This is a genomic window from Streptomyces sp. NPDC048352, from assembly GCF_040651895.1.
GTDB lineage: Bacteria > Actinomycetota > Actinomycetes > Streptomycetales > Streptomycetaceae > Streptomyces.
In genome coordinates, this window is the sequence record NZ_JBEZKZ010000100.1 from 1 (window position 1) to 21,774 (window position 21,774).

General features: G+C 73.2%; 17 protein-coding genes, 3 tRNA genes and 1 pseudogene. 10 read left to right on the top strand and 11 right to left on the bottom strand.

The window, feature by feature from the left end; translation table 11 throughout:
* On the bottom strand, nucleotides 1-600 hold a 600-nt coding region (locus tag AB0D45_RS31665; RefSeq protein WP_362465500.1), incomplete at its 3' end, for a hypothetical protein.
* Between the two features lie 250 nt (nucleotides 601-850).
* Between AB0D45_RS31665 and AB0D45_RS31670 the strand changes: the two genes are divergently transcribed.
* The gene (locus tag AB0D45_RS31670) at nucleotides 851-1,294 is read left to right on the top strand and encodes a gamma-glutamylcyclotransferase family protein (RefSeq protein WP_361610458.1); all 444 of its coding nucleotides are present in this window, start codon (nucleotides 851-853) and stop codon (nucleotides 1,292-1,294) included.
* Nucleotides 1,295-1,324: 30 nt separating this feature from the next.
* Here the strand turns inward: AB0D45_RS31670 and dnaG are convergent, their stop codons facing one another.
* The 4 genes and pseudogenes from dnaG to AB0D45_RS31690 form a co-directional block, all read right to left on the bottom strand.
* Nucleotides 1,325-3,223, bottom strand: a complete 1,899-nt coding sequence (gene dnaG, locus AB0D45_RS31675; protein WP_362465503.1) for a DNA primase — start codon at nucleotides 3,221-3,223, stop codon at nucleotides 1,325-1,327.
* Nucleotides 3,224-3,257: 34 nt separating this feature from the next.
* Entirely contained in the window at nucleotides 3,258-4,532 is a 1,275-nt protein-coding gene (locus AB0D45_RS31680) for an FAD-dependent oxidoreductase (RefSeq protein ID WP_362465506.1), read from the bottom strand.
* A 93-nt stretch (nucleotides 4,533-4,625) separates the two neighbouring features.
* The gene (locus AB0D45_RS31685; protein ID WP_361610461.1) at nucleotides 4,626-5,948 is read right to left on the bottom strand and encodes a deoxyguanosinetriphosphate triphosphohydrolase; all 1,323 of its coding nucleotides are present in this window, start codon (nucleotides 5,946-5,948) and stop codon (nucleotides 4,626-4,628) included.
* Nucleotides 5,949-6,003: 55 nt separating this feature from the next.
* Nucleotides 6,004-6,872, bottom strand: a pseudogene (locus AB0D45_RS31690) (CbiX/SirB N-terminal domain-containing protein).
* Nucleotides 6,873-7,186: 314 nt separating this feature from the next.
* On the opposite strand from AB0D45_RS31690, the gene AB0D45_RS31695 reads away from it, so the two are divergent.
* The 5 genes from AB0D45_RS31695 (at nucleotide 7,187) to AB0D45_RS31715 (ending at nucleotide 12,977) form a co-directional block, all read left to right on the top strand.
* On the top strand, nucleotides 7,187-7,801 hold the full coding sequence (locus tag AB0D45_RS31695; RefSeq protein WP_362465522.1) for an ElyC/SanA/YdcF family protein: 615 nt from the start codon (nucleotides 7,187-7,189) through the stop codon (nucleotides 7,799-7,801).
* A 68-nt stretch (nucleotides 7,802-7,869) separates the two neighbouring features.
* Complete coding sequence (locus AB0D45_RS31700; RefSeq protein ID WP_362465525.1) at nucleotides 7,870-8,634, top strand: glucose 1-dehydrogenase; 765 nt, start codon at nucleotides 7,870-7,872, stop codon at nucleotides 8,632-8,634.
* A gap of 269 nt (nucleotides 8,635-8,903) precedes the next feature.
* The gene (locus tag AB0D45_RS31705; RefSeq protein ID WP_362465509.1) at nucleotides 8,904-10,979 is read left to right on the top strand and encodes a molybdopterin oxidoreductase family protein; all 2,076 of its coding nucleotides are present in this window, start codon (nucleotides 8,904-8,906) and stop codon (nucleotides 10,977-10,979) included.
* A 77-nt stretch (nucleotides 10,980-11,056) separates the two neighbouring features.
* Complete coding sequence (locus tag AB0D45_RS31710; protein ID WP_362465512.1) at nucleotides 11,057-11,713, top strand: DUF6445 family protein; 657 nt, start codon at nucleotides 11,057-11,059, stop codon at nucleotides 11,711-11,713.
* Between the two features lie 127 nt (nucleotides 11,714-11,840).
* Nucleotides 11,841-12,977, top strand: coding sequence for an RNA polymerase sigma factor (locus AB0D45_RS31715; RefSeq protein WP_361601210.1), 1,137 nt, complete (start codon nucleotides 11,841-11,843; stop codon nucleotides 12,975-12,977).
* Between the two features lie 78 nt (nucleotides 12,978-13,055).
* Here the strand turns inward: AB0D45_RS31715 and AB0D45_RS31720 are convergent, their stop codons facing one another.
* The 4 genes from AB0D45_RS31720 to AB0D45_RS31735 all read right to left on the bottom strand — a co-directional run bounded on the left by AB0D45_RS31720 (nucleotide 13,056) and on the right by AB0D45_RS31735 (nucleotide 18,631).
* The gene (locus AB0D45_RS31720; protein WP_361601201.1) at nucleotides 13,056-14,978 is read right to left on the bottom strand and encodes an ABC transporter ATP-binding protein; all 1,923 of its coding nucleotides are present in this window, start codon (nucleotides 14,976-14,978) and stop codon (nucleotides 13,056-13,058) included.
* Entirely contained in the window at nucleotides 14,975-16,708 is a 1,734-nt protein-coding gene (locus tag AB0D45_RS31725) for an ABC transporter ATP-binding protein (protein WP_361601198.1), read from the bottom strand. Before AB0D45_RS31725 ends, AB0D45_RS31720 begins: the two co-directional genes overlap by 4 nt.
* 137 nt (nucleotides 16,709-16,845) lie before the next feature.
* Nucleotides 16,846-18,291 carry an FGGY family carbohydrate kinase gene (locus AB0D45_RS31730; RefSeq protein ID WP_361601195.1) on the bottom strand — a complete coding sequence of 482 codons (1,446 nt, stop codon included), beginning with the start codon at nucleotides 18,289-18,291 and terminating at the stop codon, nucleotides 16,846-16,848.
* A gap of 40 nt (nucleotides 18,292-18,331) precedes the next feature.
* Nucleotides 18,332-18,631: a YtxH domain-containing protein gene (locus AB0D45_RS31735; RefSeq protein ID WP_362465516.1), complete on the bottom strand. Its 300-nt coding sequence runs from the start codon at nucleotides 18,629-18,631 to the stop codon at nucleotides 18,332-18,334.
* A gap of 146 nt (nucleotides 18,632-18,777) precedes the next feature.
* Here AB0D45_RS31735 and AB0D45_RS31740 point away from each other — a divergent pair.
* The 3 genes from AB0D45_RS31740 (at nucleotide 18,778) to AB0D45_RS31750 (ending at nucleotide 19,187) form a co-directional block, all read left to right on the top strand.
* Nucleotides 18,778-18,850 (top strand) — tRNA-Asn (locus tag AB0D45_RS31740).
* Nucleotides 18,851-18,855: 5 nt separating this feature from the next.
* Nucleotides 18,856-18,928: transfer RNA gene (locus AB0D45_RS31745), tRNA-Asn, on the top strand.
* A gap of 185 nt (nucleotides 18,929-19,113) precedes the next feature.
* Nucleotides 19,114-19,187: transfer RNA gene (locus tag AB0D45_RS31750), tRNA-Ile, on the top strand.
* Between the two features lie 111 nt (nucleotides 19,188-19,298).
* Here AB0D45_RS31750 and AB0D45_RS31755 read toward each other — a convergent pair.
* Both AB0D45_RS31755 and AB0D45_RS31760 read right to left on the bottom strand, forming a co-directional pair.
* Nucleotides 19,299-19,994, bottom strand: a complete 696-nt coding sequence (locus AB0D45_RS31755; protein ID WP_362465519.1) for a hypothetical protein — start codon at nucleotides 19,992-19,994, stop codon at nucleotides 19,299-19,301.
* Nucleotides 19,995-20,023: 29 nt separating this feature from the next.
* Complete coding sequence (locus AB0D45_RS31760) at nucleotides 20,024-20,248, bottom strand: hypothetical protein (RefSeq protein WP_361601186.1); 225 nt, start codon at nucleotides 20,246-20,248, stop codon at nucleotides 20,024-20,026.
* A 313-nt stretch (nucleotides 20,249-20,561) separates the two neighbouring features.
* On the opposite strand from AB0D45_RS31760, the gene AB0D45_RS31765 reads away from it, so the two are divergent.
* Nucleotides 20,562-21,548: a helix-turn-helix transcriptional regulator gene (locus AB0D45_RS31765; protein ID WP_361601183.1), complete on the top strand. Its 987-nt coding sequence runs from the start codon at nucleotides 20,562-20,564 to the stop codon at nucleotides 21,546-21,548.
* The last annotated feature ends 226 nt before the right edge of the window (nucleotides 21,549-21,774 follow it).

A 21,774-nucleotide genomic window follows, 5' to 3' on the forward strand; every position in this document is an offset into this window, starting at 1 on the left:
GGGGCCGCGGCGGAGACCAGGACGTTCGCCGAGACCTGCGCGGAGGCGCCGGTGGCGAGGTTGACCGCGGCGGCCTCGTCGACCTGGACGGAGCCAGGTACCGCCGACGGCGGCCGCGGCCAGTACGGCCGCTCCCGCCGTGATCTTGGCGGGGTCGGTGGCGGTGGTCGTGCCACCACCCACCCCGGTCCGGACGTGGCCCCGCGGGCCGCGCTCGGAGACGATCAGGTCGCCGGTCGCGAACTTGCCGTCCGCGCAGGTGGCGCCGATCTCGTAGGTGCCCGGCCGCAGGCCGTGGCCGACCCGGAACTGGCCCGTGACCGCGTCCCCGCGGGTGCCCGGGACCAGCGGGAAGCGGCCGCCGTCCACCGTGCTGGCATCGCCCTCGGCCCGGCCGCCCCGGCCGCAGGCCTTCGTGTTCACGGTGACGGTGGTGCCCGGAGCGGCCTTTTTCGGCCAGACTTCCAGTACGGCGAAGTCGCCGGGCGCGAAGGCGGTCATGCCGAGTCCCGCGGCGGCCACCGCCCCGGCGACCGGCCCGGCGAAGGCGACGGCGGTCAGCGCGGTGGCGGTGAGCACGTGGGCGGTGCTGCGGCGCATGGGTAACTCCAGGGGACACGGGGTCGTGTCTCGAGGTAAACCGGCGTGCCCGGCGCCCGCCTGCTGAGTCGCCGTCAGATCCGGCCCGAGCCGCCCGGCCGACAGGAATCGGCGCAGGTCAGGGCCGTAAGGGGGCATCCGTGTCCGCCCACGCCGTCCGGGTGACGCCGGGCCCGCGAAGGCGCCGCGACCCCGGTGCGTACGGTGGGCCCGCGCGGAAGCAGTCGTAGTCGTCGTCGGGGGAGGCCCTGTGGCATCGGTCGGCCGGCCGGAACCGGAAGGCGGCGTCCTGCCGTTCTTCGTGTACGGGACGCTGCGGCCGGGGGAGGTGAACCACCGCCTGTTCCTGCGGGGCCGCACCGCCGCCGAGGAGCCGGCCCGGCTGCCGGACGCGGCGCTGTACGAGGGGCCCGGCTATCCGTACGCCGTCGACCGCCCCGGCTCCGCCGTGGCCGGCGAGCTGGTCACCGCCGCGCCCGGCGCGTACGCGGAACTGCTGGTCGCGCTGGACCTGCTGGAGGAGTACGCCGGCCCGGGACGCCCGGGGAACGTCTACGACCGGGTCGCCCGCGAGGCCGTGCGGCCCGACGGCAGCCGCGTCCGGGCCTGGGTCTACCTGGCGGCCCCGCCCCTGGCCCACCGCCTCGCGCGGTCGGGCACCGAGATACCCGGCGGTGACTGGCTGCGCCGCTGAGCGCTCCCGGGACCTGAAGCGGCTACGGCCCTACAGCCCCTCGGCGCCGCGGTTGCGCAGGCGCTGGCCGTACTGCTGGAGCACCCACAGCTCCTGCTGGATCGCCGCGTGCTGCTCCGGCGGGGCATGCGGGCCCAGCCGGGACAGGGCGCCCTGGATCTCGTGGACCCGGCGGTCCACGGCGCGCAGCCGCACCTGCACCAGCTGGACCCCCGCGTACACGTCGTCCACCGTCTTGGCGTGGATCGCCTCCACCGCCAGCTCCGTCACCAGGGCGCGGACGGTGTCGTTCGGGGCCGCCTCGCGCACCCGGGCCACGTAGCCCTCGCCGCCCTGCGACGCGCCGCCCGCGTCCTGGATGGCCTGGCGGACCGCCGCGTACGGCGGAGCGGTGAACTCGTCGATCCCGTACGCGTCGAAGGCGGGGGAGACCAGCTCCGGCCGCTGGAGCGCCAGCTTGAGCAGCTCGCGCTCGGTGCGGTGCGCGGGGCTGCGCAGGTTCAGGGCGGGGCCGCCGCTCTGCGCGGGAGCGGGCGCGGGGGCGTCCCCGTACGACCGGCCGCGCTGCTGCTGCGGCGGCTGCTGGCCGCGCTCGCGCGCCCAGCGGGCCAGCTGCGCGACCCGCTTGACCACGAACTGCTCGTCGCGGATGCCCAGCATGCCGGCCAGCTGGACCGCCGACTCGTGCTGGATGGCGATGTTCTTGATGCCCGCGACCACCGGCGCGGCCTCGTCCAGCGCGGCCGCCCGGCCCGCCGGGTTCTCCAGGTTGTGCCGGGCCACGATGTGCCGCAGGGCGAACTCGAACAGCGGGGTCCGGGACTCCACCAGCCCGGCCACGGCGCCGTCGCCCTGCGCGAGGCGCAGGTCGCAGGGGTCCATCCCGCCCGGGGTGATGGCGATCGAGGTCTCCGCCGCGAACTTCTGGTCGTCCTCGAAGGCCCGCAGCGCCGCCTTCTGCCCGGCCGCGTCACCGTCGAAGGTGAAGATCACCTCGGCGGTCGCGTTGTCCATCAGCAGCCGGCGCAGGATCTTGATGTGGTCCCCGCCGAAGGCCGTGCCGCAGGTGGCGATGGCGGTGGTCACCCCGGCCAGGTGACAGGCCATGACGTCGGTGTAGCCCTCGACGACCACCGCCCGGGAGGTCTTCGCGATCTCCTTCTTCGCCAGGTCGATGCCGTACAGCACCTGGGACTTCTTGTAGATCGCCGTCTCGGGGGTGTTCAGGTACTTCGGGCCGTTGTCGTCGTCGCGCAGCTTGCGCGCGCCGAAGCCGACGACCTCGCCGCTGATGTCGCGGATCGGCCACATGAGCCGGCCCCGGAAGCGGTCGATGGGCTTGCCGCTGCGGCTGTCCTGGGCCAGACCGGAGAGGATCAGCTCCTTGTCGGTGAAGCCCTTGCCGCGCAGGAACCGGGTCAGGTGGTCCCAGCCGGCCGGGCTGTAGCCCACCCCGAAGTGCTCGGCCGCCGCCTGGTCGAAGCCGCGCTCCGCCAGGAAGCGGCGGCCGATCTCCGCCTCGGCGCCGCCGAGCTGCTCCGCGTAGAAGACGGCGGCGGCCTTGTGCGCCTCGACCAGGCGGATCCGCTCGCCGCGGCCGCTGGTGCCGGCGGTGTAGCCGCCCTCCTCGTACCGCAGGGTGATGCCGGCCTGGCCGGCCAGGCGCTCGACGGCCTCCGAGAAGGAGAGGTGGTCGATCTTCATGATGAAGTCGAGGGTGTCCCCGCCCGCCTGGCAGCCGAAGCAGTGGTAGAAGCCCTTGCTGGGGCTGACCTGGAAGGACGGGGACTTCTCGTCGTGGAAGGGGCACAGCCCCTTGAGGTTGCCGCCGCCGGCGTTGCGCAGCTGGAGGTACTCGGAGACCACGGCGTCGATCGGGACCGCGTCCCGTACCGCCTTCACGTCGTCGTCGTTGATCCGTCCTGCCACCCGTGAAGTCTACGGCCGGACGCCGGCGAACCCGTCAGGCACCCTCCTGCGGCACGAGGGACTCCAGCGGAACCGAGGGGTCCGCCAGCCGTTCCCGGTCCACCGGCGCCTTCGACCTGATCAGGGCCTGGATGTGTCCCGTGACGTCCCACACGTTGACGTTCATCCCGGCCAGCACCCGGCCGTCGGACAGCCAGAACGCGATGAACTCCCGCTTGCCCACGTCACCGCGGATCAGCACCTGGTCGTAGCCGCCCGCCGGGGCGTACCCGGAGTACTCCAGGCCCACGTCGTACTGGTCGGAGAAGAAGTACGGCACCCGGTCGTACGAGACCTCCTGCCCGAGCATGGCCCGCGCGGCGGCCGGGCCGCCGTTGAGGGCGTTCGCCCAGTGCTCGACGCGCAGCCGGGTGCCCACCGCCGGGTGGTGGGCGGCGGCCACGTCCCCGGCCGCGAAGACGTCCGGGTCGGAGGTCCGCAGCGAGTCGTCCACGGCGATGCCGCCGCCGTGCGCCCGGTCGACCAGGGCCAGCCCCGAGGTCTCGGCGAGCGCGGTCCGCGGCGCCGCGCCGATCGCGGCGAGCACCGCGTGTGCCGGGTGCTCCTCGCCGTCGTCCGTCCGCACGGCCAGCACCATGCCGTCCTGGCCGACGATCTCGGTGAGCTTCGCCCCGAAGTGGAAGCGGACGCCGTGCTCGGCGTGCAGGTCGGTGAAGAGCCGGCCGACCTCCGGGCCGAGCACCGCGTGCAGCGGGGTGGCCTCCGGCTCGACCACGGTGACCTCGGCGCCGTAGCCGCGGGCCGCCGCCGCGACCTCCAGCCCGATCCAGCCGGCGCCGGCGATCAGCAGGTGGCCGTTGTCCCGGCCCAGGGCGGCCAGTACACCCCGCAGCCGCTCGGCGTGCGCGAGCCGGCGCAGGTGGTGCACCCCTGCCAGGCCGGTGCCGGGGACCTCCAGGCGGCGCGGTTCCGCCCCGGTGGCCAGCAGCAGCTTGTCGTAGTGCAGCAGGGTGCCGTCGCCCAGGCGCACGGTCTTGGCATCCCGGTCCAGGTGGACGGCGGGCTGGCCCAGGTGCAGCTCGACGTCGGCGTTCGCGTACCAGGACGGCTCGTGCACGAAGACGCTCTCGCGCTCGTCCTTGCCCACCAGGTACCCCTTCGACAGCGGGGGCCGTTCGTACGGATGGTCGCGCTCGTCGCCGATCAGGATCACCCGGCCCGTGAACCCCTCCGCCCTCAGCGTCTCGGCGGCCTTGGCCCCGGCGAGCCCTGCGCCGACGATGATGAACGTCTGATGTGCGTCGACCACCTGATGCCTCCTCATAACCTCTCGGCCGTTTGCGGCCGCCTTCGAGCGTCCCGCACCCAGCCTGCCGCGTGAAGGGGGAGTGGCCCGATCGGCTCACCCTTCGGCGCGCCGCCCGCGGCGGGTGAGGCGGGCGTGCAGGGAGCGGGCGGACGCGTCGGTGAGGCAGGCGATCTGGTCGATGACCGCGCGTTTGCGGGCCTTGTCGTCCGGCGCCGCGTCGAAGATCGCCCGGAACTGGGGGTCCAGGCCCTCCGGCGCCCGGGAGCTGAGGGCCTCCGCGAGTTCGGCCAGGACGATGCGCTGGTCCGCCCTCAGCCGCTCCTGCTCGTCGCGCTGCATCACGTACAGGTCGGCGACCGCCTTGAGGACCGCGCACTCGTTGCGCGCCTCGCGCGGTACGACCAGCTCGGCCGCGTACCGGGTGAGGCGGCCGGAACCGTACGCCTCGCGGGTGGCGCCCTCGGCCGCCAGGCAGAAGCGGCCGATCAGCTGGCTGGTGGCGTCCTTCAGGCGGGCCTGGGCCACCGCCGAACCGTCGTAGCCGTGCGGCCACCACTCCTGCTCCATCAGCCGGTCCAGCGCCTCGCGCAGCTCCTCCGGAGCGGTCCCGGAGGGCACGTACCGGCCGATCGCGACCTGCCAGATGGCGGTCCGCTCCGGCTCGGCGAACAGGAGGTTGGGGTCGAGGTGCCCGGCGTGCAGGCCGTCCTCGAAGTCGTGCACGGAGTAGGCGACGTCGTCCGCCCAGTCCATGACCTGCGCCTCGAAGCACTTGCGGTCGGCGGGCGCGCCGCGCCGCAGCCACTCGAAGACCGGCAGGTCGTCCTCGTAGGCCCCGAACTTCACCGAATCGGGGTCGGTGGGGTGGCCGCCGCGCGCCCAGGGGTACTTGGTGGCCGCGTCCAGGCAGGCACGGGTCAGGTTGAGGCCGACGCTCACCTGGGTGCCGTCCGGGCCGGTGGCGAACCGTTTGGGCTCCAGCCGCGTCAGCAGGCGCAGCGACTGGGCGTTGCCCTCGAAACCGCCGCAGTCCTTGGCGAACTCGTTGAGCGCCTCCTCGCCGTTGTGCCCGAACGGCGGGTGGCCCATGTCGTGGGAGAGGCAGGCCGCCTCGACCAGGTCGGGGTCGCAGCCGAGGGCCGCGCCGAGCTCCCGGCCGACCTGCGCGCACTCCAGCGAGTGCGTCAGCCGGGTACGGGGGCTCGCGTCCCACTCGAAGGAACGGGTGCCCGGGGTGACGACCTGGGTCTTCCCGGCGAGGCGGCGCAGCGCGGCCGAGTGCAGCACCCGGGCGCGGTCGCGCTGGAAGGCGGTGCGGCCGGGCCGCTTGTCGGGCTCGGCGGCCCAGCGCTCGGTGGCGGCCGGACCGTAGGACTCGGTGGACTCACAGGCGGGGGCGTGCGCGGTGCCTTCCATGGTCAGACGTTAACCGGAGCCACCGACAATCCGAGCAATCCGAACCGACCGGGCGTCAAGCGGTGGCGAGTTCCCGGTGGTGCGCGGGACGGGCCAGCGCCTCGTCGTAGCGCCGCAGGACCAGCCGGGCCAGCGCCGGGTGCGCGCCGAGCGGTGCCGCCGCCGGGCCGGCCGCGGCGGCGGCACTCGCGGAGGCGAAGCGGCCCGGGGCGGCGAAGTAGGAGGCCACCGCGGCCCGGTGGTGGCCCCGTGCGGCCAGCGCCCGGACCGCGTCCGCCACGCTCGGCGCGGCGGCGGAGGCGTACGCGGGGACGACGGGGACCCCGCCGAGCCGCTCGGAGAGCAGGTCGGCGCTGCGGCGGGTGTCGGCGGCGGAGTCCGGGTCGAGGGACCCGGCCGCGGCCAGCACGACGGCCGTGCCGGGCGTCCAGCCCGCCTCCAGGAGCCGCTCGAAGAGGGCCTCTGCCAGCAGCGGGTGGGGGCCCAGCGGGACGGCGATGCGGATCCGCAGGTGCCCGGCGCGGGCCGCGGCGGCGGGGAGGTCCCGCTTGACGTGGGTGCCGCGGCCGAGGAGCAGCGGTACGAGGACGGCCGGGCCGGCGGCGTCCCGCAGGGTGTCGGCCAGCAGCGGCCGGTTCAGCTCGATGTGCCCGAGCCGGACGTCGAGGGCCGGGCGGAGTTCGCGGACCCGTTCGAGCAGGGCGTGGACGGTGTGCGGGGCGCGCGGGTCGCGGCTGCCGTGGGCCACGGCGACGAGGGTGGGCTGCATGGGGGGACTCCGTGGTGCCGGGTGCGGGGCGGGCGCAGGCCGCTGAGCTGGGTGCCGAGCTGGTCGGTGATCCGGGTCAGCAGCTCGGCCGCGGTGCCGAAGGGGATGGAGGGTGGGAGGGGGTGGGTGGCGGGAGGGTGCACCGGCTCCGTCATGGACCGATCCTGCGGGGTCCGGGTTGCGGGGGTGTTGCGCGCGGATGACGGGTGTTTTCCTCCTGCTCACTCGCTCATTCGTACGAGTGAAAGGCGGGGTGTCCGGAACTGGCGGCACGGGCGGTTCGTCATTGCGTGCGAGAGGCGTGTGGCAGGTGTGCGACAGGCGTGTGGAGCGAGGGGGAGCGGTCATGGGGAAGCCTGTGTGGGGGAGGAGGGCCGTGGCCGCTTCGGCGGGGCGGTCGCGGCCCGCGGGGCCGGGGCGGGGGCGGTGGAGGGCGGTGCGGGTCCGCCGGCGGGCCGTGCAGGCGGTGATGGCGTTGTGCGTCCTGGCGCTGTTGCCGTCGACGTGGACGCACGCCGCGGCCGCGGACCGGCTGCGGACCACCGCCGGGGCGCCCGACGCGGGGGTGGCGGTGGTCTTCGGCGCCGGGCTGTGGAGGGGCCGGCCGACCCCGTACCTGGCGTACCGGCTCGACGCGGCCGTGGAGCTGTACCGGGCCGGCAAGGTCAAGGTGGTCCTGGTGACCGGGGACAACAGCCGCACCGAGTACGACGAGCCGGGCGCCATGCGGGCGTACCTCAGGGGGCACGGCATACCGGACGACCGGATCGTCAGCGACTACGCCGGATTCGACACGTGGGACTCGTGCGTGCGGGTCCGGGAGATATTCGGGGTGCGCCGAGCGGTACTGATCAGCCAGCACTTCCACATCCACCGCGCGGTGGCCCTGTGCCAGGCGGCGGGCGTGGAGTCCTACGGCGTCGGCGTCGACGACGAGCACGATTCCACCTGGTACTACGGCGGCGCCCGCGAGGTCTTCGCGGCCGGCAAGGCCGCTCTCGACGCGGCCTTCCAGCCGGAGCCGAGGTTCCTCGGACCCAAGGAGCAGGGGGTGTCGCGGGTCCTGGCCGCTCTGGCAGACTGACGCCGCGATCGGCCTATGCCGATTAGTCATATGGGGATGTGTCTGCGTCAGGGGTGCGGAACGTGGCTGTGGTGGATCTGAGCGACAAGGTCGTGGTCATCACCGGTGGGGCCCGGGGGCTGGGAGCGGCGGCGGCGCAGGCCGTCATGGACGGGGGCGGACGGGTGCTGATCACCGACCTGCTGGAGGCGGAGGGCGCCGCGACCGCCGCCGCACTCGGCGCCGACGCCCGCTTCATGCGGCACGACGTGACGAGCGAAGCCGACTGGCAGGCGGTGCTGGATTACGCGGTCGCGGAGTTCGGCCGTGTCGACGGGCTCGTGAACAACGCCGGCATCTCCACCGGCCAGTTCCTCGAACACGAGAGCGTCGAGCACTTCCGCCGGGTCGTGGAGGTCAACCTGGTCGGCGTGTTCATCGGCCTCAAGGCGGCGATACCCCTGATGCGGGCGAACGGCGGCGGGTCCATCGTCAACATCTCCTCCGCGGCCGGCCTCACCGGCCTCGCCCTCACCGCCGGCTACGGAGCCTCCAAGTGGGGCGTGCGGGGGCTGTCGAAGATCGGCGCCGTCGAGCTGGCCGAGGCGAGGATCCGCGTCAACTCCGTCCACCCGGGCATGACGCTGACCCCCATGACCGCCCCGGTCGGCATCCGGGCGGGCGAGGGCAACTACCCCGGCGCCCCGCTGGGCCGCGTCGGCGTCCCCGAGGAGATCGCGGCAGCCGTCGCCTTCCTCCTCTCCGACGCCGCCGGCTACGTGACGGGAGCCGAGCTGGCCGTGGACGGCGGCTGGACGGCGGGCCTGACGGTGAAGTACCTGACCGGGCAGTAGGCCGGGCTCACCGCGCGAGGCGTACCAGATCGATGTCGAGGTCGAAGGGCACGTCGTCTTGAGGCGCGGTCATGGTCTCCTCAGCCTTGGCCCCGGCAGCCTGGGGGGTGTCCGCAAAGTCCCGCCTGCCCTGCGCCGCCCCACACCGCACCTCGCCACGCCGTCGGGTGCGGCTCACCGCGCGGTGGCGGGCGCTGGGAGGCCTGCGTACCCCACGTGTAACGCGAGGTGAGGCCCCCGCGTAACACCCCCGCCGCACCCTGGGGCGTATGCACAGCTCCCCGGAAGCGACCGCCACCCACTGCCCCTACTGCGCCCTGCAGTGCGGCATGAACCTGCGCCCCACCGCCGACGGGTCGGTTGCGGTCGAGGAGCGGACCGGGTTCCCCGTCAACCGGGGCGCGCTGTGCGGCAAGGGCCGCACCGCCCCCGCCGTGCTCTCCTCCCGGGTACGCCTGACCGAACCGCTCGTCCGCACCCACGCCGGCGGGCCGCTCGTACCGGCCACCTGGGAGGAGGCCCTCGACGCCGTCGCCGAGGGCCTCGCCCGCACGCGCCGCGCCCACGGCCCGGACGCCGTCGGCGTCTTCGGCGGCGGCGGCCTCACCAACGAGAAGGCCTACGCCCTCGGCAAGTTCGCCCGTGTCGCCCTCGGCACCTCGCAGATCGACTACAACGGCCGTTTCTGCATGTCCTCGGCCGCCGCCGCGCACCAGCGGGCCTTCGGCCTCGACCGGGGACTGCCCTTCCCGCTGGAGGACATCCCCCGCACCGGCTGCGTCATCCTCGTCGGCTCCAACCCCGCCGAGACCATGCCCCCCTTCGTGCGCTACCTCACCGAACTCAAGGCCAACGGCGGCACCCTCGTCGTCGTCGACCCCCGCCGCACCCGCACCGCCGAGCAGGCCGACCTGCACCTGGCGCCGCGCCCCGGCACCGACCTCGCCCTGGCCCTCGGGCTGCTGCACCTGGTGGTGGCCGAGGGCCGCACCGACGAGGAGTTCATCGCCGGGCGTACCACCGGCTGGGAGGACGCCCGGGCCGCCGCGATGGCCCACTGGCCCGAACTGGTCGAGCGCATCACCGGGGTCCCCGTACCGGAACTGCGCCGGGCCGTGGAGCTGTTCTGCGCCCCCTCCTCCGCGATGGTCCTCACCGCCCGGGGTCCGGAGCAGCAGTCCAAGGGCACCGACACCGTCGGCGCCTGGATCAACCTCTGCCTCGCCACTGGCCGGGCAGGGCGCCCCCACTCCGGCTACGGCTGCCTCACCGGCCAGGGCAACGGCCAGGGCGGCCGGGAGCACGGCCAGAAGGCCGACCAGCTCCCCGGCTACCGCAAGCTCACCGACCCGGCGGCCCGCGAGCACGTGGCCCGGGTCTGGGGCGTCGACCCGCAGAGCCTGCCCGGCCCCGGCCGCAGCGCGTACGAACTCCTCGACGCCCTCGGCGGCGACGTCAAGGCCCTGCTGCTCATGGGTTCCAACCCGGTGGTCTCCGCACCCCGCGCCGCCCACGTCGAGGACCGCGTCCGCTCCCTGGACTTCCTCGCCGTGGCCGACGTCGTCCTCTCCGAGACGGCCGCGCTCGCGGACGTGGTGCTGCCCGTCACCCAGTGGGCGGAGGAGACCGGCACCACCACCAACCTGGAGGGTCGGGTCCTGCTGCGCCGCCGGGCACTGACCCCGCCGCCCGGGGTCCGCAGCGACCTGGAGGTGCTGCACGGGCTGGCCGCCCGCCTCGGCGTGGAGAAGGGCTTCCCCACCGACCCCGAGGAGGTCTTCGGGGAACTGCGCCGCGCCTCCGAAGGCGGCCCGGCCGACTACTCCGGCATCTCCTACCCCCGCATCGAAGCCGAACAGGGCGTCTTCTGGCCCTGCCCCGAAGGCTCCGCCGGACAGCCCCGGCTCTTCCTCGACCGCTTCGCCACCGACGACGGCCGGGCCCGCTTCACCGCCGTCTCCCACCGCGACGCCGCCGAGGTCCCCGACGCCGAGTACCCCCTGCTGCTCACCACCGGCAGGGTCGTCGCCCAGTACCAGTCCGGGGCGCAGACCCGCCGCGTGCCCGAGCTCAACGCCGCCGCCCCCGGCCCCTTCGTGGAACTCCACCCGCGCCTCGCGGCCCGCCTCGGCGTCACCGACGGCGTCCCGCTGGCGGTGACCTCCCGCCGCGGGCGCGCCGTCGCCCCGGCCCGGGTCACGGACGCCGTCCGCGCGGACACCGTGTTCATGCCGTTCCACTGGCCCGGCGAGGGCCGCGCCAACACCCTCACCAACCCGGCCCTGGACCCCGTCTCGCGGATGCCGGAGTTCAAGGTCTGCGCGGTCCGCGTGGAGCCCGCGTAGCCCCGTACCATCTCTTGCCGCAGTCTTGGCGCCCGCTTTGGCGAGGGGTGGCTGCGGCCCGAACTACCGTTCCGCGCATGCCACTTCGCGCGCTCCCCTACCGCAAGCCGACCCGCGGCCGCGACTACTGGGTCCTGGACGGCGTCCTGCCCGACCCGGACGCCGTACGGGCCCGCCTGCTGGCCGCCGAGGACTGGGTGCAGGGCGCCCCGCACAAACCGGAGCCCTGGCCGGGCCTGCGCGCCATGCCCGCGCTGGAGCCGGCCGAACTGGCCCGCGTCGAGGAGCTGGTGCGCCGGGCCACCGGCGCCGGGCGGATCTGGGCCGAGGACCCTCGGGGCGCCGGCACCTTCAACCACAACTGCGTCCAGGTCGTCGGCGAGGACGAGTGCGAACCCCGCCCGCACACCGACTCCCGCTCCGTGTGCCGGTACGCCGCCGTCCTCTACCTGAGCCCCGGCACCCCCGGGGGCTGCGGCACCAGCTTCTACCGCCAGAGCCTGCCCGGCGGCACCCTCGGCGGCAACCAGGTCCTCGCCCCGCACGACAACCTCGTCGACGCCCTCGGCACCCGCTTCGTCCCCGCCGACTCCTTCACCGAGGACGTCCGCGTCCCGCACCGCTACAACCGCCTGCTGCTGTACTCCGCCAACCTCATCCACAGCGCCACCGGCTACTGGGGCACCACCCTGGAGGACAAGCGGATGACGGCCGTCTTCTTCTGGATGGCCTGAGGCGGCAGCGGATCGGACATGAGTCCGATCCGCATCGGGCTTCCCGCCCGGGGGTAACCATCCGTCACGCAGCGGGCTCAGAAAGTGCTCGCACGCCCCTCGTGGCAGCGATGTGTCGTACCCCACACTGAGGTGCGGTGCCACCGTCCTCGGAGCCCTGGAGGTCGCCCCCGTGCAGACCCAGACCCTGACCGTGACCGTGAACGTGAGCCGCCCCGCCGACGACGCCTCCGATCCGGATCCCGAGGCCGAGGCCGTGGAAGACGCCGGGGAAGAAGAGCCCGAAGTCCTCGAACTGATCGAGCCGGTGCCGCCGCAGCGCCCGCGCGGCAGCGACAGCGGTGCCGGAACCGGGCCGTCCGCAGACCTGTTCCGCCAGTACCTGCGCGAGATAGGCAGGATCCCGCTGCTCACCGCCGCCGAAGAGGTGGAACTCGCACGGCGGGTGGAAGCGGGACTCTTCGCCGAGGAGAAACTCGCCGGCGCCGCCGACCTCGACTCCCAGCTCGCCGTCGACCTCGACAAACTCGTGGTGATGGGCCGGATGGCCAAGCGCCGTCTCATCGAGTCGAACCTGCGGCTCGTCGTCTCCGTCGCCAAGCGCTACGTCGGCCGCGGCCTGACCATGCTCGACCTGGTCCAGGAGGGGAACCTCGGACTCATCAGGGCCGTCGAGAAGTTCGACTACGCCCGCGGCTACAAGTTCTCCACCTACGCCACCTGGTGGATCCGCCAGGCGATGTCACGGGCCCTCGCCGACCAGGCCCGCACCATCCGCGTGCCCGTCCACGTCGTCGAGCTGATCAACCGGGTCGTGCGCGTCCAGCGCCGCATGCTCCAGGAACGCGGCTACGAGCCCACCGCCGAAGAGGTCGCCGTCCACCTGGAACTGACCCCCGAGCGGGTCCTGGAGGTGCTCCGCCTTGCACAGGAGCCCGTCTCCCTGCACGCCCCCGTCGGCGAGGAGGACGACGTCGCGCTCGGCGACCTGATCGAGGACGGCGACGCCGCCTCCCCCATGGAGTCCGCCGCCTTCTTCCTGCTGCGCGAGCACCTCGAAGCCGTCCTCTCCACCCTCGGCGAACGCGAGCGCAAGGTGGTCCAGCTCCGGTACGGGCTCGCCGACGGCCGGCCCCGCACCCTCGAGGAGATCGGCCGCATCTTCGGCGTGACCCGCGAGCGGATCCGCCAGATCGAGTCCAAGACCCTCAACAAGCTGCGCGACCACGCCTTCGCCGACCAGCTGCGCGGCTACCTCGACTGACCCGGCCGACGCGGGAAGGGGGCGCCCCGAAGGACGCCCCCACCCGCACGGCCGCGGCCGCCGCCGCGTCGCCCCCGGTCAGTCGACCTCGGCCACCGCCTGCGCGAACTGCGCCGCGTACAGCCGCGCGTACGCGCCGTCCGAGGCCAGCAGCTCCTCGTGCGTACCCTGCTCCACGATCGAGCCGTTCTCCATCACCAGGATCACGTCCGCGTCGCGGATCGTGGACAGCCGGTGCGCGATCACGAAGGACGTACGGCCGTGCGCCAGGCGCGCCATCGCCTTCTGGATCAGCACCTCGGTACGGGTGTCCACCGAGCTCGTCGCCTCGTCCAGCACCAGGATCACCGGATCCGACAGGAACGCCCGGGCGATGGTGATCAGCTGCTTCTCGCCCGCGCTGACACCCGCGCCCTCGTCGTCCAGCACCGTGTCGTAGCCGTCCGGCAGGGTGCGGATGAAGCGGTCCGCGTGCGCCGCCCGCGCGGCCTCCTCGATCTCGGCGCGCGTGACCTCGCGCGAGGCACCGTAGGCGATGTTCTCCGCGATCGTGCCGCCGAACAGCCACGTGTCCTGGAGCACCATGCCGATCCCGCCGCGCAGCTCCTCGCGGGTCATCTTCGCGATGTCCACCCCGTCCAGGGCGATCTCCCCGCCCGTGACCTCGTAGAACCGCATCAGCAGGTTGACGAGCGTGGTCTTGCCCGCGCCCGTCGGGCCGACGATGGCGACCGTCTGGCCCGGCTCCACGGTCAGCGACAGGTTCTCGATGAGCGGCTTGTCGGGCTCGTAGCGGAAGGCGACCTTGTCGAGGGTGACCTGGCCGCGCAGCTCCTGCGGACGCTCCGGGACCTCCGCGTCCGGCTCCTGCTCCGGCGCGTCCAGCAGCTCGTACACCCGCTCCGCCGAGGCGACGCCCGACTGCACCAGGTTCGCCATCGACGCCACCTGCGACAGCGGCATCGAGAACTGGCGCGAGTACTGGATGAAGGCCTGCACGTCACCGATCGACAGGGTGCCCGAGGCCACTCGCAGACCGCCGACGACCGCCACCAGCACGTAGTTGATGTTCGATATGAAGAACATCACCGGCTGCATGATGCCGCTGACCAGCTGCGCCTTGAACGAGGCCCGGTACAGCTCCTCGTTCTGCTCGGCGAAGACCGCCGCCGACTCCTTCTGCCGCCCGAAGACCTTCACCAGCGAGTGGCCGGAGTACATCTCCTCGATGTGGGCGTTCAGCGCACCCGTGGTCTTCCACTGCGCCACGAACTGCGGCTGGGACTTCTTGCCGATCTTCGCCGCGACCACGACCGAGACGGGGACGGTCACCAGCGCGACCAGCGCCAGCAGCGGCGAGATCCAGAACATCATCACCAGCACGCCGACGATCGTGAGCAGCGAGTTCATCAGCTGGCCCATCGTCTGCTGGAGGGTCTGGCCGATGTTGTCGATGTCGTTCGTCGCGCGGCTCAGCACCTCACCGCGCTTCTGCTGGTCGAAGTACGACAGCGGCAGCCGCGACAGCTTCGCCTGGAGCTCCTCGCGCATCCGGTACACGGTGCCGTTCATCACGTGGTTCGACAGCCGCGTGGCGACCAGCATCAGCAGGCCCGCCAGGGTGAACACCACCAGCGCCCAGACCGCGGTGACCCCGACGGCACCGAAGTCGATGCCCTGGCCGGGGGTGAAGTCCGTGCCGGACAGCATGTCCGCCATGCCGCCCTGGCCCTTGGCGCGCAGCCCGTCCAGCGCCTGCTGCTTGGTGAGGCCGTCCGGCATCTGCCGGCCGACGATCCCCGCGAACACCAGGTCGGTGGCCTCGCCGAGGATCTTCGGCCCGACCACCGCGCAGCCGACGCTGCCGACCACGGCCGCGACCATGCCGCCCAGCTTGGCCCGGTCCTGCGCCAGCTGGGCGAGCAGCCGCTTGCCGGACCCCTTGAAGTCCAGGGACCGCTGGCCCGGCCCCATCATCATCCGTCCTCCGGGCCCGCTCATGCGGCCTCCGCCTCCGTCAGCTGGGAGAGCACGATCTCCCGGTAGGTCTCATTGCCGGCCATCAGCTCGTGGTGGCGTCCCTCGCCCACCACCTGGCCCTCGTCGAGGACGATGATCCGGTCGGCGTCGCGGATCGTGGAGACCCGCTGGGCGACGATGACCACCGTCGCCTCCTCGGTCTCCCGGGCGAGCGCCGCGCGCAGCGCCGCGTCCGTCGCGTAGTCCAGCGCCGAGAAGGAGTCGTCGAAGAGGTAGATCTCCGGGCGCTGCACGAGGGTGCGGGCGATCGCCAGGCGCTGGCGCTGGCCGCCGGAGACGTTGGTGCCGCCCTGGGTGATGGGCGCTTCCAGCCCGCCCTCCAGCGCGGACACGAAGTCCTTGGCCTGGGCCACCTCCAAGGCCCGCCACAGCTCCTCGTCGGTCGCGTCGGGGCGTCCGTATCGCAGGTTGGAGGCGATGGTCCCGGAGAAGAGGTACGGCTTCTGCGGGACCATCCCGACCGTCCGGGCCAGCAGCTCCGGGTCGATCCGGCGTACGTCCTCCCCGTCGACCAGCACCTCGCCGCCGGTCGCGTCGAACAGCCGGGGCACCAGCCCCAGCAGCGTGGACTTGCCGCTGCCGGTGGAGCCGATCACCGCCGTGATCTCGCCGGGGCGGGCCACCAGGTCCACCCCGCGCAGCACCGGGGCCTCGGCGCCGGGATAGCGGAAGTCGGCGCCGCGCAGTTCGAGCTGCCCGCTCCGGGCGAGCGTGCGCACCGGGTCGGTGGGCGGGACCACGCTGGACCTGGTGTCGAGCACCTCCTGGATGCGCTCGGCGCAGACCTCGGCGCGCGGCACCATCATGAACATGAAGGTGGCCATCATCACGGCCATGACGATCTGCATCAGGTACGCCAGGAAGGCGGTCAGCTGGCCGATCTCCATGTCGCCGTTGTCCACCCGCATCGCGCCGAACCAGATGACGGCCACGCTGGAGATGTTCACGACCAGGATGACGACGGGGAACATCAGGGCGAGCAGCTTGCCCGAGGCCAGGGAGACGTCGGTCAGCGCGGTGTTCGCCTTCCGGAAGCGCTCCTCCTCGTAGTCGTCGCGCACGAAGGCGCGGATCACCCGGTTGCCGGTGATCTGCTCGCGCAGCACGCGGTTGACGACGTCGAGGCGCTCCTGCATCAGACGGAACAGCGGCCGCGTCTTCCAGACGATCGCGCCGACGGAGACGCCCAGCACGGGCACCACCGCGAGCAGGACGCCCGACAGCTTCACGTCGAGCGAGAGCGCCATGGCGATGCCGCCGACGCACATGATCGGCGCCGACACCATCAGGGTGAAGGTCATCAGGACCAGCATCTGGACCTGCTGGACGTCGTTCGTCGTCCGGGTGATCAGCGACGGGGCGCCGAACTGGCCCATCTCCCGGGCGGAGAAGCTCTGCACCCGGTCGAAGACGGAGGCCCGCACGTCCCGGCCGAGCGCGGCCGCGGTGCGGGCCCCGTAGTAGACGGCCCCGACGTTGCAGACGAGCTGGACGAGGGAGACACCGAGCATCAGCGCGCCGAAACGCAGGATGTAACCGGTGTCCCCGTTGACGACACCGTTGTCGATGATGTCCGCGTTGAGCGTGGGCAGGTAGAGGCTCGCACTGGTCTGCAGGAGTTGCAGCAGCACCAGTACGGCGATGGGTTTCTTGTACGGACCCAGGTGGGTCCGCAGCAGTCGTATGAGCACGCGCAGGCTCCGGTAGGCAAGATCGAGGGGGGTTCACTCCATCTTGTGCCAACCGGTGGCCTGATCCCACCGGATTTCGCAAAGCCCGGTCAAAAGGAGTAGGCCACCACGGCCCCGCGGCCCAGAACGCGAAGGAGCTAGAACGCGAAGGCGCCGGGGTGCAGCTGCTCCCGCGTCGTGACGTACTGCTGACGGACCGCCTGCCAGGCCGCGAACTCCTCGCCCGGCTCGAACACCTGGGCCGCCGGAGCCGGCCACAGCGGCGGGACGTGCGGGGCCAGCGTGCCCTGCTGCACCCCGAGCGCCCAGGCCGCCTGGCGGGCCGCGCCCAGCGCCGCGTAGTCCGCCGGAGCGGGCACGACCACCTGCGTCCCGAACAGCCCCGGAGCCGCGGCCTGTACGGCGGGCAGCTCGGCGGCGGCTCCGAGCAGGAACACCCGGCGTATCTGCGCCCCCCGGTGCCGCAGCACGTCGAGCGCGTCCACCAGCCCGCACAGCATGCCCTCGAAGGCGGCCCGCGCGAGGTGCTCGGGCTTCATCGAGTCCCGGCGCAGCCCGCTCAGGGTCCCGGCGGCGTGCGGCAGGTTCGGTGTCCGCTCTCCCTCCAGGTACGGCAGGAGCACGAGCCCGTGTGCACCCGGAGTCGACTTCAGCGCGAGCGCGCTCAGTCCCTCCAGGTCGGTGCCCAGCATGTCGGCGGTGCCCCGCAGGGCCCGTACGGCGTTGGAGGTGTTCACCACCGGCAGGTGCATGCCGCCCGCGTCGGCGAGCGAGGTGATCAGGCCGCCCGCGTCCGAGAGCGCCTCGTGGTGCACCGCCATCACCGAGCCGGAGGCCCCGAGCGAGACCACCGCGTCCCCCGGCCCCAGGCCCAGCCCGAGCACGGCGGCCGTGGTCTCCCCGGTCCCGGCGGAGATCAGCAGCCCCTCCGGGGTCATCCCGGCGGCGTCGGCGGGACCGAGCACCTCGGGCAGCAGCGCCTGGTGCCCGAGCGCCAGCTCGACCAGGTCGGGGCGGTACGCGCCGGTGGCCGCCGACCAGTACCCGGTGCCCGAGGCGCCGGCCCGGTCGGTGGTGCGCCGCACGGGCCGGCCGAGCAGCTGCCAGACGAGCCAGTCGTGCGGGGACATCAGCACCGCCACCCGGCGTGCGGCCTCGGGCTCGGTACGGGCCAGCCAGGCGAGCTTCGCGATCGGCTGCGCGGAGTGCGGGACCGAGCCCACGGCCGCCACCCAGGCGGCCCGCCCGCCGAGCGCCTCGACCAGATCGGCCGCGGCGGCCTGCCCGCGCTTGTCGTTGCCGACCAGGGCCGGGCGGACCAGCGCGCCCTGCGCGTCCAGCGGCAGTACGCCGTGCTGCTGGGCGGAGACGCCGATGGCCTGGACGCCCTCCAGCAGCCCGCCCCCGGCGGCCTCGCCGAGGGAGAGCAGCCAGGCCTGCGGGTCGGTCTCATGGGGGACGGTCTCACCGGCGGGCTGCGGATGGGGCGCGTAGCCCTGGCGCAGCACGGCCCCCGTGTCCGTGTCGCAGACGACGATGCGTGTGAAGGCGGAAGAGCTGTCCAGCCCGGCGACTATCCCCATGGGGAGAATTCTGCCGCACGCCGGGCCGGTACCAGCCGCCTCAGGTGTTGCTCGTGCCCCACTCGTCCTCGGTGCCCTGCCCGCGCTCGCGCAGCGACCGCACGCGCTTCGCCAGGGAGTCGGGCACGGCGTCGCCGACCTTGTCGCCCACCACCGTGAGCGCCTTGCCCGCGAACTGCCGCCCGGTCTGCCCGGCGGACTCGGCGGCGTTGCGCACCGCCGGGTTCTGCGCGATCCGCCGGGCGGACTTCTTCATCTCCTCGTAACGCTCCCGGCCCGCGGCCGTGCCCACCACGTACCCGAGGGCCACTCCGGCGAGGAACGTGACCTTGTAGCGCATGCCTTCCACCCTTCGTCGTCTCGGTGCCCGGCCTGCCGCGATACCGATTGGCGGAGCACCCCCCTGCTTGCGCTAATCTATGTCTCGCAACGAGCGCTCGCCCCCCGGCAAGGCCGGAGGTGGGGCTGTTCGGTGCACCGCAGCAATCCCCTGTAGCTCAATTGGCAGAGCAGCCGGCTGTTAACCGGCAGGTTACTGGTTCGAGTCCAGTCGGGGGAGCGCAGTCCCCTGTAGCTCAATTGGCAGAGCAGCCGGCTGTTAACCGGCAGGTTACTGGTTCGAGTCCAGTCGGGGGAGCAAGAAGAGGAAGAGGACCCGGGCGGGTCCTCTTTCTTTTTGCCCTGATCGGGGAACCGGGCAGCCGTCGGTACGGTCTCTCTGAGCAAGCGCAGCCGATCATGCGGGGCATCCGAGGCAGGAGATCGTATGAGCGGCTATGCTGCGGCAGACGGCGCGCACACATGTACGCGCCACGCCGTAAAGGGGCGGTAGCTCAGCCGGTTAGAGCAGCGGACTCATAATCCGTCGGCCGTGGGTTCGAGTCCCACCCGCCCCACCGTAGACCGCAGGTGCAGAAACGATTGCACCTGCGGTTTCGGCGTTTCCGGGGGAGGTGTGCGGACGGCCGTGTGGCGTGCGTCACGGTGCGGACGGAATCCCCGCGCGGCTATCGGCCGTTCAGCGCCTCGGCCGCGGCGGCCAGCTGCGGGGCGGGCAGTGCGAAGCCGTTGAGCGGGTTCCGGTAGCTGTGCGAGCCGTCGCAGACCCGGGTGCCGTGGGCGTCGCGCCAGCGGGCGGGGCTCCACAGGCCCTGGTTCACCAGGAGCGTGCGGGCGAGCCCGGCCGGGTCCTCGACGACGGTGAGCGCCTCCAGCGCCGAGGCGAGGCGGGGCGCCGCCCCCTGCGGTACGTCGGCGTCACCGAGCATCGGGAACAGCAGCAGCAGCCGGGCGTCCGGATCGGTGACGCCGGTCGTGGCGTCCAGGCCGGCCGAGGCCTCCAGCTCGGCCCAGGACAGCCCGGGCCCCATGAAGTGGCCGTCGACGGCCGCCAGTGTGACGGCCCGCGGCCAGTCGGGGTGCAGCAGCAGGTAGTCGACGCCGTGGTCGCCGTCCCAGTTGCGGTAGACGACGTGGAGCACGTACCCGGAGTGCAGGGGGACGGTGAACACGGGCCAGGCGCCCGGGGAGGCGAGGGTCGCGGACAGCTCCTGGGCGTCGTCCCAGTCGGGGCCCAGGGCGTTGGCCTGCGCTTCCTCGCCGCGCAGGCTCGCACCGAGGTGGCAGGGCCAGAAGAGGGGCGTGTCGAGGAACCGCGACCCGTCCACCAGCGGGCCGCCCTCGTACCCAGCGATCTCCGGCATGGGCCAATGATCGCAGAGGCGGACGGCGGTCAGTCCCAGCCGATGGTGCGCTCGTCGGTGGCCGCGGAGTCCCAGCCGATCGTCTGGGCACCCGCCGCCCGCACCGAGTCCCAGCCGATGGTGCCGGGGGCCGTGGCCGCCTGGACCGAGTCCCAGCCGATGGTGCCCGGGCCCGTGGTGACCGCGACGGCGGCGGTGGCGGACAGCAGGGCGGTGAGGCCGGCGGCAGCGATCAGGCGAGCGGTGCGAGACATGGAATCCCCCTGGAACACGAGCGGTTGCGGTGTGGTGCGAGTGGGGCGCGCGCTGCACCGGTCCGGCCTTTCGGCCCTGGCCTGGGGTGGGGCTCCGTGCCCCGCCGTCCCGGTGGACACCATCCTGGCGGCCGCCGTATGGGTGCAGAAGAGGTTTCCTATGGCACCAAGGTGTCAGGCACCTTGGTGCCGATCGCACGCCCGATCCGACAAGATCGAAAGAGACCGCCTATGGCTCGACCTGCGCACCTTTAAGATCAAGACAGATCGGCGGGAAGTCGTCCGCCGTGACCGACAGGCCGGGGGGCACAGCATGCTGGAAGCGTTGGGACTGGATACGCTCGTCGAGGCCGTCTACCGGGAGATGCTCGCCGATCCGACCGGCGGAGTGGCCGAACTGGGGGAACGGCTGGGGCTGAGCGAGGCGCAGGTGCGCGAGGGGCTCGACCGGCTCGTCGACCTCGACCTGCTCACTCCGTCCCGGGACCAGGCGGGCGGGCTGCGGGCCGTCAGCCCGGAGGCGGGGCTCGAGCAGATCCTGCGCCGCCAGGAAGAAGACCTGATCCGGCGTCAGCAGGAGCTGGCGGCCAGCAAGGCGGCCGCGGCCCGCGCCGTCGCGGAGTACGCGGGCCTGCGGCCCAACACCGAGTCCGACGGCGCCGAACGGCTCGTGGGCCTCGACGCCATCCAGTCCCGGCTGGAAGTCCTCGCCCGGGACCTCACCGTCGAATGCCTCTCCATCATGCCGGGCGGAGCGCAGTCCCAGGCGAGCCTGGACGCCTCGCGGCCGCTGGACGAGGACGCCCTGCGCCGCAGGGTCCAGCTGCGGTCGATCTACCAGGACAGCGTCCGCAACGACCCGGCCACCCTGGCCTACGTGCAGTGGGAGACCGACCTCGGGGCGCAGGTCCGCACCTGCCCCGTGCTGCCGCCCCGCCTGGTGATCTTCGACCGGAAGACCGCCGTGGTGCCCATCGACCCCGCGAACTCCCGGCTCGGCGCCCTGTGCACCACCGCCCCCGGCATCGTGGCCTCCCTCGTCAGCCTCTTCGAGCAGACCTGGGAGCAGGCCGTCCCGCTCGGCGCCGCCCGCGAGCAGGCCGGCGACGACGGGATCACCGCCGGCGAACGGGAGCTGCTCAAGCTGCTGGCCTCCGGGATGACCGACGAGGCCGCCGGCAAGCGGCTCGGCGTCTCCCTGCGCACCGTCCGGCGCCAGATGTCCGCGCTGATGGAGCGGCTCAACGCCACCAGCCGCTTCGAGGCCGGCCTGCGCGCCGCCCAGCGCGGCTGGCTCTGAGACGCGCCGCGGCCGCGGACGCCCCGAGCGGGCGCCCGCGGCCACGGCCGTGCCGCCAGGCCGTGTCGTCGCAGTCCCTCCTGGCCGGTGGGCCCCGCCCTGCGGGCGGCCGGAGCCGCTGCGACGGCACTCCCTAGGGGGTGTCCGCAAAGTCCCGCCTGCCCTGCGACGCCTGGCACCGCACCTCGCCGCGTTGTCGGGCCCGCCCGAGTACGTCCAGTACGCG